The sequence below is a fragment of the Streptomyces sp. NPDC002104 genome (genome assembly GCF_053593795.1).
Window position 1 is genome coordinate 14,433 of sequence record NZ_JBSFDF010000002.1, and the last position, 12,060, is coordinate 26,492.

14 protein-coding genes are annotated in these 12,060 nt (G+C 69.9%); 9 read left to right on the forward strand and 5 right to left on the reverse strand.

Annotated features, from left to right (window positions below):
- Positions 1 to 514 precede the first annotated feature (514 nt).
- The 9 genes from rpmH to ACWCP2_RS02290 all read left to right on the forward strand — a co-directional run bounded on the left by rpmH (position 515) and on the right by ACWCP2_RS02290 (position 6,977).
- Positions 515 to 652 (forward strand): 50S ribosomal protein L34, encoded by a 138-nt coding sequence (gene rpmH / locus ACWCP2_RS02250; RefSeq protein WP_008741645.1) that lies wholly within the window; start codon positions 515 to 517, stop codon positions 650 to 652.
- Positions 653 to 674: 22 nt separating this feature from the next.
- Positions 675 to 1,049, forward strand: coding sequence for a ribonuclease P protein component (gene rnpA / locus ACWCP2_RS02255; protein ID WP_382748376.1), 375 nt, complete (start codon positions 675 to 677; stop codon positions 1,047 to 1,049).
- Entirely contained in the window at positions 1,046 to 1,327 is a 282-nt protein-coding gene (gene yidD / locus ACWCP2_RS02260; protein ID WP_076043740.1) for a membrane protein insertion efficiency factor YidD, read from the forward strand. Before rnpA ends, yidD begins: the two co-directional genes overlap by 4 nt.
- A 3-nt stretch (positions 1,328 to 1,330) precedes the next feature.
- The gene (gene yidC / locus ACWCP2_RS02265; RefSeq protein ID WP_450906704.1) at positions 1,331 to 2,440 is read left to right on the forward strand and encodes a membrane protein insertase YidC; all 1,110 of its coding nucleotides are present in this window, start codon (positions 1,331 to 1,333) and stop codon (positions 2,438 to 2,440) included.
- 15 nt (positions 2,441 to 2,455) lie between these two features.
- The gene (locus tag ACWCP2_RS02270) at positions 2,456 to 2,965 is read left to right on the forward strand and encodes a Jag family protein (RefSeq protein ID WP_450906705.1); all 510 of its coding nucleotides are present in this window, start codon (positions 2,456 to 2,458) and stop codon (positions 2,963 to 2,965) included.
- A gap of 146 nt (positions 2,966 to 3,111) precedes the next feature.
- Positions 3,112 to 3,822: a 16S rRNA (guanine(527)-N(7))-methyltransferase RsmG gene (gene rsmG / locus ACWCP2_RS02275; protein ID WP_450906706.1), complete on the forward strand. Its 711-nt coding sequence runs from the start codon at positions 3,112 to 3,114 to the stop codon at positions 3,820 to 3,822.
- A gap of 252 nt (positions 3,823 to 4,074) precedes the next feature.
- Positions 4,075 to 5,166, forward strand: coding sequence for a ParA family protein (locus ACWCP2_RS02280; protein WP_450906707.1), 1,092 nt, complete (start codon positions 4,075 to 4,077; stop codon positions 5,164 to 5,166).
- On the forward strand, positions 5,163 to 6,257 hold the full coding sequence (locus ACWCP2_RS02285) for a ParB/RepB/Spo0J family partition protein (protein WP_450906708.1): 1,095 nt from the start codon (positions 5,163 to 5,165) through the stop codon (positions 6,255 to 6,257). Before ACWCP2_RS02280 ends, ACWCP2_RS02285 begins: the two co-directional genes overlap by 4 nt.
- A gap of 102 nt (positions 6,258 to 6,359) precedes the next feature.
- A complete protein-coding gene (locus ACWCP2_RS02290; RefSeq protein ID WP_399376024.1) occupies positions 6,360 to 6,977 on the forward strand; it encodes a GNAT family N-acetyltransferase in 618 nt (205 codons plus the stop codon).
- Positions 6,978 to 7,082: 105 nt separating this feature from the next.
- On the opposite strand, the gene trxA is transcribed toward ACWCP2_RS02290, so the two are convergent.
- From trxA to ACWCP2_RS02315, 5 genes are all read right to left on the reverse strand, one after another.
- Positions 7,083 to 7,421 (reverse strand): thioredoxin, encoded by a 339-nt coding sequence (trxA, locus tag ACWCP2_RS02295; RefSeq protein ID WP_450906709.1) that lies wholly within the window; start codon positions 7,419 to 7,421, stop codon positions 7,083 to 7,085.
- A 53-nt stretch (positions 7,422 to 7,474) separates the two neighbouring features.
- Entirely contained in the window at positions 7,475 to 8,434 is a 960-nt protein-coding gene (gene trxB / locus ACWCP2_RS02300; RefSeq protein ID WP_450906710.1) for a thioredoxin-disulfide reductase, read from the reverse strand.
- A gap of 125 nt (positions 8,435 to 8,559) precedes the next feature.
- A complete protein-coding gene (locus ACWCP2_RS02305; RefSeq protein ID WP_450906711.1) occupies positions 8,560 to 9,513 on the reverse strand; it encodes an anti-sigma factor family protein in 954 nt (317 codons plus the stop codon).
- Positions 9,510 to 10,211, reverse strand: coding sequence for an RNA polymerase sigma factor SigM (gene sigM / locus ACWCP2_RS02310; RefSeq protein ID WP_450906712.1), 702 nt, complete (start codon positions 10,209 to 10,211; stop codon positions 9,510 to 9,512). Before sigM ends, ACWCP2_RS02305 begins: the two co-directional genes overlap by 4 nt.
- A gap of 25 nt (positions 10,212 to 10,236) precedes the next feature.
- On the reverse strand, positions 10,237 to 11,961 hold the full coding sequence (locus ACWCP2_RS02315) for a protein kinase family protein (protein ID WP_450906713.1): 1,725 nt from the start codon (positions 11,959 to 11,961) through the stop codon (positions 10,237 to 10,239).
- Positions 11,962 to 12,060 lie beyond the last annotated feature (99 nt).

The following is a 12,060-nucleotide window of genomic DNA, read 5'->3' on the forward strand; positions in this document are numbered from 1 at the left end:
GAGCAGCGCGGTGTCCGCCACCAGGGCCAGGGGCTGACAGCGCTCGACCCACTGCTTGTCCTTGGGCTCGATGCTGTTCTGTCCCTCCCCGAGGAGGCCTTCGAGCACCCTTGGCCACACTGCGGCAAGATCGGCAGGTACGTCAGCCACAGAGCACGCTCTCTCAGAGGGGGTCCCGTCCCACGAATGTGTGGTTCTTTGGGACGGTCGGGACAAAAAATCCAGGGTCAGGCAACGGTAGTCAGGCCAGCGGGTACGGTTCAAGTCGTTGTCCACAGCCTGTGCACAGTGTGGGGCACCGCCGCCTCGGTTTGACCGGATGGCGTAGCCGCGCGTACCGTAACGAGGTCGAGTTGTCGATGGCTGCTGCCGCCTGCCTACCGATGGGCGAAGATCACTGGTTGTGATCGTTTTGCGGTGCCACTCGGGCGAACACGCGAGTTTTCTCCTCGTGGGCGCACGGTGACAGCCAGGCGATGTCCCGCCTAAACGATTTATTCTCTGGAGCCCCCGAGTGAGCAAGCGCACCTTCCAGCCGAACAACCGCCGTCGTGCCAAGACCCACGGCTTCCGCCTGCGGATGCGTACCCGTGCCGGTCGCGCGATCCTCGCGAACCGTCGTGGCAAGGGCCGCGCCGCCCTCTCCGCGTAACTGACGGGCGGATCGTGACGTCGTGCTGTCTCCCGAAAATCGGCTGAGGCGGCGCGAGGACTTCGCGAGCGCGGTACGTCGAGGTCGTCGGGCTGGTCGCCCGCTCCTCGTCGTCCACCTACGTACAAGCGGTGCAACGGACCCGCACGAGTCGGGGGAGATCGATCCCTCGACGCGTGCGGGTTTCGTCGTCAGCAAGGCTGTCGGCATCGCCGTGGTACGCAACCGGGTCAAGCGCCGTTTGCGCCATCTCGTCCGCGAGCGGCTGTCTCAGCTGCCCGAAGGTAGCCTGATGGTGGTACGGGCTCTGCCCGGAGCGGGTGATGCCGGTCTCGACGAGCTGGCCCGGGACCTCGACGCCGCACTGCTGCGGCTCTTGGGAGGCGTGGCTCGATGAAGTACCCGCTGCTCGCATTGATCAAGCTGTACCAGTGGACGATCAGTCCGCTGCTCGGGCCGGTGTGCCGCTACTACCCCTCGTGCTCGCACTATGGGTACACGGCCATCGACCGGCATGGTGCGGTGAAGGGGACGGCTCTGACCGCCTGGCGGATCCTGCGGTGCAATCCGTGGTCCCCGGGCGGCGTGGACCACGTCCCACCCCGGAAACGCCCGCGTTGGCACGAGCAGCTGCGCAGTGCGTTGCGTAGATCTCGCAATGCTCAAGGAGCCTGATTAGTGGACACGATTGCCAGTCTGTTCAGCTTTATTACCACGCCTGTCTCGTGGATCATCGTCCAGTTCCACAAGGTGTACGGCGCCATGTTCGGCGCGGACAGTGGCTGGGCCTGGGGCCTGTCCATCGTCTCCTTGGTGGTCTTGATCCGTATCTGCCTGATCCCGCTCTTCGTGAAGCAGATCAAGGCGACGCGCGGCATGCAGGCGATCCAGCCGAAGATGAAGGCGATCCAGGAGCGCTACAAGAACGACAAGCAGCGCCAGTCCGAAGAGATGATGAAGCTGTACAAGGAGACGGGTACCAACCCGCTCTCCTCGTGCCTTCCCATCCTGGCGCAGTCTCCGTTCTTCTTCGCGCTCTACCACGTGCTCGCCGGCATCGCCAACGGCAAGCCGATCGGCGAGATCGACGGCCCGCTGCTGGAGAGCGCGCGCAACGCGCACATCTTCGGTGCCCCGCTCGCGTCCAAGTTCACGGACAGTGCGGACAAGGTCGCCGCTCTGGGCGCCTCGATCACCGACGTCCGGATCGTCACCGCGATCATGATCGTGATGATGTCGCTGTCGCAGTTCTACACGCAGCGCCAGCTGATGCAGAAGAACGTCGACCTCTCGGTCAAGACGCCGTTCATGCAGCAGCAGAAGATGCTGATGTACGTCTTCCCCCTGATCTTCGCGTTCATGGGCATCAACTTCCCCGTCGGTGTCCTCGTCTACTGGCTGACCACGAACCTGTGGACCATGGGCCAGCAGATGTTCGTGATCAACCGGAACCCCACCCCGGGCAGCCTGGCCCAGGACCAGTACCTGACGCGCCTGCTGAAGCAGATCTCCACGCACGGCGAGCTCAAGAGCCGGGGCAAGAAGAAGATCGTCGCGGCGATCGTGGCCAAGGGTCCGGACCGCAACGACAACGAGCGCAAGTTCATCACCGGTCTCAGCAAGCAGGGCCTGGCCGCGCAGGCGGACGGTTCCGTGGCGAAGAGCGTCGAGGCGACGGTCGACTCCGATGCGGCCGGCGGTGGTGGTGCCCAGAAGCGGCAGCAGCCCAAGCGGCAGTCGAAGTCTCAGCGCCAGACGCCCCCCAGCAAGCCCTCTCCCAAGAAGTAAGAAGGAGTCCCTCCCGTGACGGAAGGCACCACCACCGCCGCCGCTGAGAGTGGCGACACCCTGACCCGCCTCGAGCAGGAGGGTGAGATCGCGGCCGATTACCTCGAGGGCCTGCTGGACATCGCCGACCTGGACGGCGACATCGACATGGATGTCGAGGCGGACCGCGCCTCTGTCTCCATCGTCAGCGAGTCCGCGCGCGACCTGCAGAAGCTCGTCGGCCGCGACGGCGAGGTGCTGGAGGCTCTGCAGGAGCTGACCCGCCTCGCCGTGCACCGCGAGACCGGGGACCGCAGCCGGCTGATGCTGGACATCGGCGGTTTCCGTGCGAAGAAGCGCGAGGAGCTGACGGCGCTCGGCGCCAAGGCCGCGGAGGACGTGAGGACGTCCGGCGAGCCCCTGAAGCTGGAGCCGATGACCCCCTTCGAGCGGAAGGTCGTCCACGACGCGGTGGCCGCGGCCGGTCTGCGGAGCGAGTCCGAGGGCGAGGAGCCGCAGCGCTTCGTCGTCGTGCTTCCGGCCTGACCGGAAGCGTGCGTGTCCGGCCCCGTCTGTCTCGCAGGCGGGGCCGATCTTTGTCAGCCTGGCAGTGACGGCAGTGTCGACGTGGGTTCAGAACCATGCGGTACGGAAGGACGGTCCCCGTGACGGAGGCAGCTGAGCTTCCCCCGATGCCCGAAGAAGCACCTGTGGCACCCGAAGAGGCGCGCACGGTGTTCGGTGAGCATTTCCCGGAAGCTGTGCGCTACGCGGAGCTGCTGGCGGACGCGGGGGTCAAGCGTGGCCTGATCGGGCCGCGCGAGGTGCCGCGGCTCTGGGAGCGGCACCTGCTGAACTGCGCGGTGCTCTCGGAAGTGGTGCCCGAGGGCGTCACCGTGTGCGACGTGGGTTCGGGCGCCGGCCTCCCCGGCATTCCGCTGGCCCTGGTGCGGCGGGACCTGAAGATCACGCTGCTGGAGCCGCTGCTGCGCCGTACGAACTTCCTTCAGGAGGTCGTGGAGCTGCTGGGGCTCGACCATGTGACGGTGGTGCGCGGGCGGGCCGAGGAAGTCCTCGGCAAGCTCCCGCCGGTGCACGTGGTGACGGCGCGCGCGGTGGCCCCGCTGGACCGGCTGGCCGGCTGGGGCGTGCCCCTGCTGCGCCCGTATGGGGAGATGCTGGCGCTGAAGGGCGACACCGCCGAGGAGGAGCTGGTGGCGGCGAAGGCCGCGCTGACCAAGCTCGGTGTGGTCAAGACCTCGGTGCTGCACGTCGGCGAGGGGGTCGTGGACCCGCTGTCCACCGTGGTGCGGGTCGAGGTCGGGGAAAGCCCCGGCGGGGTGCGGTTCGCGGCGAAGCGGGCCAAGGCGGCCCGTACGAGCCGTACGCGCCGGCGTCGCTGAGCCCCTTCCGCAGGCACGTCACAGGGGTTTGAGCCCTATAGGTATGGATTTCGGAGTGTCGTAGCGGCCGGATGACTCCGTCCGGGCATCGTGTTTCACGTGAAACGTCGCTCTCTGCTGCACGGAATCATCAGCCGCGGTCGTGCGGCCACGTCCCCCCGTCTCCTCAAGGGCGAAGGGGGGACGGAGTTGTCCACATCGGTGGATTCATCCACAGGAGTACGGGCCCCGCTGGTTCGCGACCCCGGTGACATGGCAGGCTCTGTTCATCGCGAGCCAGCTGCCGAGGAGAGTGACACCGTGCGGTCAGACGCCAACCTTGCGGGGCCGATGGCCGATCCGGTCCCCGGTCCCCGCTCTGAATCCCCGGGCGACGATGTTTCACGTGAAACATCGGCCCCGCCCCTGGTCGACAACGAGGACACGCCCATCGGCCGGGCCGCCCAGATCGCGGTCGAGGCCCTGGGACGTGCGGGTGAAGGCCTGCCCAGGCCCCCGAAGACCCGGATCATGGTGGTGGCCAACCAGAAGGGCGGCGTGGGCAAGACCACGTCGACCGTGAACCTGGCGGCCTCCCTGGCCCTGCACGGTGCGCGGGTCCTGGTGGTCGACCTCGACCCGCAGGGCAATGCCTCGACGGCGCTGGGCATCGACCACCACGCGGACGTGCCGTCCATCTACGACGTGCTCGTGGACAGCCGCCCGCTGATGGAGGTCGTCCAGCCGGTGGCCGACGTGGAGGGCCTCTTCTGCGCGCCGGCCACGATCGACCTGGCGGGTGCCGAGATCGAGCTGGTGTCCCTGGTCGCACGGGAGAGCCGGCTCCAGAGGGCCATTCAGGCGTACGAGCAGCCGCTCGACTACATCCTGATCGACTGCCCGCCCTCGCTGGGCCTGCTGACGGTGAACGCCCTGGTCGCGGGCGCGGAGGTGCTGATCCCGATCCAGTGCGAGTACTACGCGCTGGAGGGGCTGGGCCAGCTGCTGCGCAATGTGGACCTGGTGCGGGCCCACCTGAACCCGACGCTGCACGTGTCCACGATCCTGCTGACGATGTACGACGGCAGGACCCGGCTGGCCTCGCAGGTGGCGGAGGAGGTGCGCACCCACTTCGGCAAGGAGGTGCTGCGCACGAGCATCCCGCGGTCGGTCCGCATCTCGGAGGCTCCGAGCTACGGGCAGACGGTGCTGACCTACGACCCGGGTTCCAGCGGTTCCCTCTCCTACCTGGAGGCGGCGCGGGAGATCGCGCTGCGCGGGGCCGGATTCCAGTACGACCCCCAGCACCCCCATCTGGGTGCGGGCATGAACAACACGCAGAGCATGGCGGAGGGGATCCAGTGAGTGAGCGACGTAGGGGGCTGGGGCGGGGGCTCGGCGCGCTGATTCCCGCGGCTCCCCAGGAGAAGGTGCCGCCGGTGATCGGTGCCGGGTCGACGTCTCCGTCGGCGGTGCCGGTGCTGCCCTCGGAGCGGGGTGTCGCGGCGGCGAAGCTGGCTGCTCTGGCGCAGGCCGATGTTTCACGTGAAACACCGGTGGTGGCCGCGTCCGTGAGCGAGCCGGAGCCGGTTGCCGCTCCGGCGGCCGGTGAGGTCGCGGGGGCCACGTTCGCGGAGCTCCCGATGGACTCCATCACGCCGAACCCGCGCCAGCCGCGCGAGGTGTTCGACGAGGACGCGCTGGCCGAGCTGGTGACCTCCATTCAGGAGGTGGGTCTGCTCCAGCCGGTGGTGGTGCGCCAGTCCGGTCCGGGCCGCTACGAGCTGATCATGGGTGAGCGGCGCTGGCGGGCGTGCCGGGAGGCCGGCCTGGAGCGCATTCCGGCGATCATTCGGGCGACGGACGACGAGAAGCTGCTGCTGGACGCGCTCCTGGAGAACCTGCACCGGGCGCAGCTGAACCCCTTGGAGGAGGCGGCCGCGTACGACCAGTTGCTCCAGGACTTCAACTGCACGCACGACCAGCTGGCGGACCGGATCGGGCGTTCCCGTCCGCAGGTTTCGAACACGCTGCGGCTGCTGAAGCTCTCCCCGCCCGTGCAGCGCCGGGTGGCGGCGGGTGTGCTGTCGGCGGGGCACGCGCGGGCCCTGCTGTCGGTGGTCAGCTCCGAGGAGCAGGACCGTCTGGCGCACCGGATCGTGGCCGAGGGGCTGTCGGTGCGTGCGGTCGAGGAGATCGTGGCGTTGATGGGTTCGGAGTCGCCGAGTGCGGTGAAGCCCAAGGGTCCGCGGGCGGGGGCCCGGGTCGCGCCCGCGCTCAACGAGCTGGCGACGCGGCTGTCGGACCGGTTCGAGACGCGGGTGAAGGTGGATCTGGGTCAGAAGAAGGGCAAGATCACCGTCGAGTTCGCGTCGATGGAGGATCTGGAGCGGATTCTGGGGACGCTGGCGCCGGGTGAGGGCCGGGTGCTGGACCAGGGCGCTGCCGGGGAGTAACCCCCGGGCCGGGGGCGGGTCGTGCCGGTGTGCTCCGGGGCGGACCGCCCCCTTTGCCTTGTCGCGGTTTCGGGTGATTCGAGCTGTGGATACGATGCGGTCATGGGTCGTCGGCTGGTACCGCTCACGCTGGACAACCTTCAAGACCTGCCCCGGCGTTGCCGGTCCTGTGTCTTCTGGGAGCTGGACCCCGTCAGCGGCGAGGCAGCCGTGAAGGCGGGGAACCCTGCCGAGGAGAAGGAGGCGTGGATCTCCGCCGTGCTCCTGGAGTGGGGCTCGTGCGGCCGGGTGGTCTATGTGGACGAGGTTCCCGTGGGGTTCGTTCTGTACGCGCCGCCGGCGTACGTGCCGCGTGCGACCGCGTTTCCGACCAGTCCGGTGTCTCCGGACGCCGTCCAGCTCATCACTTCGTGGATCATGCCGGGGTATCAGGGCCAGGGGCTGGGGCGGGTGATGGTCCAGACGGTGGCGAAGGACTTGCTGCGCAGGGGGTTCCGGGCGATCGAGGCGTTCGGTGACGCCCGGTGGGAGGGGCCGGCCTGTCTGCTGCCGGCGGACCATCTGCTGGCCGTGGGCTTCAAGACGGTACGCCCGCACCCGACGCGTCCCCGGCTGCGGCTGGAGCTGCGGTCCACGCTGTCGTGGAAGGAAGACGTGGAGCTGGCCCTGGACCGGTTGCTGGGCGGGGCCCGGAAGGAACCGGCGCTCCGTCCGCTGTAGGGCGGGTGCGGCCCGGTCCCGTACCGGCCGGGCACGGGGACGGGGCCGCCCCTGGCAGGGAGCGGCCCCGTGTCACGCGATCGCGTCCGGCCGGACGCGGGTGCGTCAGGCCTTGGCGGTGACGAAGCCGTCGAGGTCGCGCAGGATGGCGGCCTTCGGCTTGGCGCCGACGATGGTCTTGACGACCTCGCCGCCCTGGTAGACGTTCAGGGTCGGGATGGACATGACGCCGTACTTGGCCGCCGTCTCCGGGTTCTCGTCGATGTTGAGCTTGACGATCTCGATCTCGTCGCCGTACTCGGCGGCGATGGCCTCGAGGGACGGAGCGATCTGGCGGCACGGACCGCACCAGGCGGCCCAGAAGTCCACCAGGACGGGCTTGTCGTTCTTGAGCACGTCGTCATCGAAGCTTGCGTCGGTGACGGCCTTGAGGGTGCCGGCCACAGCGGCCTCCTTCTCTTCCTGCGGGGAGTGGGGTGTGGTGCTGCTTGAGGGTGTCAGACCGTTGCGTGCGCCTTCTCGGCGTCCGCGAGGGCGGCGAGGAAGCGCTCGGCGTCGAGGGCCGCGGAGCAGCCCGTGCCCGCGGCGGTGATGGCCTGACGGTAGGTGTGGTCGACCACGTCGCCCGCGCCGAACACACCGGTGAGGCTGGTGCGGGTGGAGGGGGCGTCGACCTTGAGGTAGCCCTCGGAGTCGAGGTCGAGCTGGTCCTTGAACAGTTCGGTGCGCGGGTCGTGGCCGACGGCGATGAAGAGGCCGGTCACGGGCAGCGCGGAGGTCTCACCGGTCTTGGTGTTGCGCAGGGTGAGGCCGGTGAGCTTCTGCTCGCCGTGGATCTCCGCGACCTCGCTGTCCCAGGCGAAGGAGATCTTCGGGTCGGCGAAGGCGCGGTCCTGCATGGCCTTGGAGGCGCGCAGGGAGTCGCGGCGGTGGACGATCGTGACGGACTTGGCGAACCGGGAGAGGAAGGTTGCTTCCTCGATCGCGGTGTCACCGCCGCCGATCACGGCGATGTCGTGGTCCTTGAAGAAGAAGCCGTCGCAGGTCGCGCACCAGGAGACGCCGCGGCCGGAGAGGGCGTCCTCGTTGGGCAGGCCGAGCTTGCGGTGCTGGGAACCGGTGGTCACGATCACGGCCTTGGCGCGGTGCACGGTGCCGGCGGTGTCGGTGACGGTCTTGATCTCGCCGGTGAGGTCCACGGACACGACGTCGTCCGGAATCAGCTCGGCGCCGAAGCGCTCGGCCTGGCCACGCATGTTGTCCATGAGGTCCGGCCCCATGATGCCGTCCTGGAAGCCGGGGAAGTTCTCGACCTCCGTGGTGTTCATCAGCGCGCCGCCGGCGGTGACGGCGCCTTCGAAGACCAGGGGCTTGAGCGAAGCGCGTGCGGTGTACAGGGCGGCCGTGTAACCGGCCGGCCCGGAGCCGATGATGATCACGTTTCGTACGTCGCTCACGGGTTGATTCCTCGTCTCTGCGGACTGCCTGCTGCCTACCGGGGGGCCGGTGTGGACTCTCACCCCACCCAACGGATCCTACGGCGCCTGCATTCCCGAGTTGTCCCCCAGAGCTCGCGGGCCTTTCAGCTCCTCGGGTAGGTGCTGGTGAGCAGGGGCTTTCCGGGGGCGCCGGAGGGGTCGGAGACGCAGGCGGAGCCGATGAGATAGGCGTCCACGGAGGCGGGGTCCCCGGGGTGGGGCAGGACGAGGAGGAAGACGTCCTTGCCCTGGTAGGTGCCGGACTCGAGGCCCAGGGGGGCGTCCGTGCGGCCGGTTGCCCGCTGGACGCAGGCGGGTGCGCGGGCCGCCAGGCCGTCGGCCGGGGCGGGGCTCGGCCGGGACGGGGGGTTGTTCTCCACTCCGAAGGTGTTGTTCCGCTCCCCCGCCGTCCTGTCTCCGCCGGCGGCGGTCGCGAGGAGCTCGCGCACCGTGCCGGGGAGCCCCTGGGCCGTGTACTCGGGCGAGCCGGACCGGGACTGTCCGGTGGCCGCGTCGCTCCGCGCGGACATGTCCTGCCCGGTGCGGTCGCCGGACATCAGGCCGAACACCAGGACGCCGGCGGCGCACGCCGCGAGCAGTCCGCCCGCGAGGGCGATCCGGCGGCGTGCGCGACGGCGTCCGGGGCCGGTTGGGCCGGTCGGGTGACCGGAGGGCCGCAGGGCTCCGCCGCGGCCGAGCGGGTCGGGGGTGGTTTCACGTGAAACACCGGGCCCGGATCCCACCTCGCCATCGGGGGCGGGGCCGGCGGGCCCGGGTTCCCCGTGCGGGGTGGTGGCGTCGAGGAGGGCTTCGGCGGCGAGGGCCGCGTCGATCCGGCCGGAGATGTCGACGGGCATCCGGGCGGGACCGGGGAGGGTGCCGAGCAGGGCCCGGATTTCCTCCAGGGAGGCACGGACGTCCGCGCACAGGGGGCAGCCGGAGAGATGGCTGCGTACCTCCGCCGTGCGGGACGGGGAGAGGAGGCCTTCCGCCAGCTCGGAGATCTCCGAGACGTCGGGGTGCCCGACCGTGCCGGTCGCGCCGGTTGTGGGGTTCACGCTCGTCCACCTCCGCCCTTCACTGCCTTGGGGTCCGGGGCCGGGTCCCCGCGGTCTGCCGCCGGTGGGACGGTTGTCCCCGGTGTCCGGTTCCTTCCCCGCTCGATGTCGGTGTTATCCCCGGTCTGCGTGCGCAGATGAGTGAGGAGCGGTACGAGTTTCGCCCTGCCGCGGGCGCAGCGGCTCTTCACGGTGCCGACGGGGACGTCGAGGACGGCGGCGGCCTCGGCGACGGGGTAGCCCTGCATGTCGACGAGGACGAGGGCGGCCCGCTGATCGGCCGGGAGCGTGCTCAGGGCGGCCAGGAGCTGCCGGTGGAGGTCCTGGCGCTCCGCGGGCGCCTCGGCGGACTCGTGGGGCTCCAGGAGGCGCTCCAGGCGGTCCGTGTCGTCGAGGGGGGAGGTCTTGCGGGAGGCAGCCTTGCGGGCGCGGTCCAGGCAGGCGTTCACGGTGATGCGGTGCAGCCAGGTCGTGACGGCGGATTCGCCGCGGAAGGTGTGGGCGGCCCGGTAGGCGGAGACGAGGGCGTCCTGCACGGCGTCGGCGGCTTCCTCACGGTCGCCGAGGGTGCGCAGGGCCACGGCCCACAGCCTGTCCCGGTGCCTGCGTACGAGCTCACCGAAGGCGTCCGGGTCTCCGGCGGCGTGCAGTGACAGGAGTTCCTGGTCGCTGCGGCCGCCGGGTGTGGCTTCGTTCAATGCGGGCCCCCTCCCCTGCTGTCCGTCAGCCCGTGAACTTCACGTCCGTGATGGCCTGCTTGTACCCGGCTCCGGTGTAGGTGTCGGAGGGTGCCCAGGGCATCGCTGTGATCCAGAGCAGCACGTACCGGGTCTTGACCGGCTTGTCCGCGGTCAGGTTGAAGCTGCTGTCCGAGGTCGTGGCCGTGCCGATCTTCGGCATTGCGGAGATCTTGCCCGAGGGGTTCAGGGAGTCGGCCGCGTAGAGCGTGGTGGTGGTGTGGTTGCCCGCGAACCGCAGCGCTATGGAGGCGCTGGTGACCTCGTGTTCGGCGCCGAGGTCGTAGACGATGCCGACGCCGCCCTTGTAGTCCGTGATGTCGGGGCCGTCGACGTAGAACTTGGTCCGCCAGTAGGTGGAGGAGTCCCTGTCGAAGGTGTTCTTGACGCCGTCGGCGTCCTGGTCCTTCCCGTCCGGGGAGTACTCGCGGGCCCGGGAGATGGTGAGGGGGCCGGGGGTCACCTTCTCCGGGGTGTCGTCGGCCTTCTTCTCGTGCGTGGTCTGGCTTCCGCTGGTGCTGCCCTGGTTGTTCCGGTTGAGCAGGGTGTCGGCGAGCTGCCAGCTGCCGAGTCCGAGGGCGGCGATCAGCAGGGCCGCGACGCCCCACTTGAGGACGCGGCCGGTCCGGCTCTGCAGCGGCGGCGGCGGGGGGACGACGGTGACCTGCGTGGTGGGCCTGCCGGGGCCCTGGGGCCTGCCGTAGCTGCCCTGCTGGTAGGTGGTGTGCTGGTACTCCGGGGGCGCGGTGAAGGTGGGCTCCGGGGGACGGATGCGGGGCATCGCGGCCACGGCCTTGGAGAGTTCCTCCGGAGTGGTGCAGGCGGGTTCCTGACGCGAGGCGGTGGCCCCGTCGTTGGCGAGGGCACGCATGGCCAGCTCGCCCAGACCCCGGTGCACGCCCGCGCGGACCTGGTCGGGGGCGATCAGGCCGACGCCCTTGGGCAGGCCGGTGAGTCCGTAGGCGTCGCTCTCGTACGGCCAGCGCTGGGTCAGCGAGGCGTACAGCAGGGCGCCGATGGCCTCGGTGTCCGCGCGCTGCGGGGTCTCGCTGGTGATGCCGCGCAGGGCGGCGTTCACGGCGAGGCCGCGGATGCGGTACTGGCCGGAGGAGGTGCGCAGTATCGCGCTGGGGGTCAGGCGCAGGTGTGCGAGTCCTTCGCGGTGTGCGGCGGCCATGGCCTGGGAGACCTGGCTGACGAGCTGGTAGGCCTCGTGCGGCTCCATGGGGCCCGTGGCGAGGACCGCGGTGAGCTCCGTGGCGTCGGGGAGCCACTCGTGGACGACGTAGACGAGGTCGTTCTCCTCCACGGCGTCGAGCACCTGGACGAACCGGGGGTCGCCGAGCAGGGCCGAGGAGCGGGCGGCGGCCAGGACGGCGCGGGCGCGTGCGTGGTCGGCGGGCAGCAGGTGGACGCCCACGGCCCGGCGCAGTTTCTCGTCCATCGCGCGCCAGCTGCTGAATCCGTCCAGACGGGTGACGCACTCCTCGAGCCGGTAGCGTCTGGCCAGTTTGTGGCCGCTGTGCAGCTCGGGCGCGGCAGCGGGTGCCGCGTTCCTGCGATCGCCGTCCTTCTCGGGCATGGTTCCGTCCGCGGCTTGTCCGTTCTGGGTGTCCACCCCGTCGGCCGTGGCCTGGGCCGTCTCCGCGGCCAGCGGCTCGTCGCCGCCGTTGTCGGCCACGTCGACGGCAGCCGTGCTACGTTCCGCCACCGTCGTCCCCGCCTCCCCATCCGTTGCGCGCTGTCGGCCAGTCTGCGAAGCCATGCCAATTGTGCCCACAGTCCACCGATCTGCACGACACGCCAGAGG

Coding starts and splice junctions, on each gene's coding strand:
- rsmG (WP_450906706.1), top strand. CDS start 3,112: ATGCCCGAAGAAGCACCTGTGGCACCCGAAGAGGCGCGCACGGTGTTC.
- ACWCP2_RS02290 (WP_399376024.1), top strand. CDS start 6,360: ATGGGTCGTCGGCTGGTACCGCTCACGCTGGACAACCTTCAAGACCTG.
- ACWCP2_RS02280 (WP_450906707.1), top strand. CDS start 4,075: ATGGCAGGCTCTGTTCATCGCGAGCCAGCTGCCGAGGAGAGTGACACC.
- yidD (WP_076043740.1), top strand. CDS start 1,046: ATGAAGTACCCGCTGCTCGCATTGATCAAGCTGTACCAGTGGACGATC.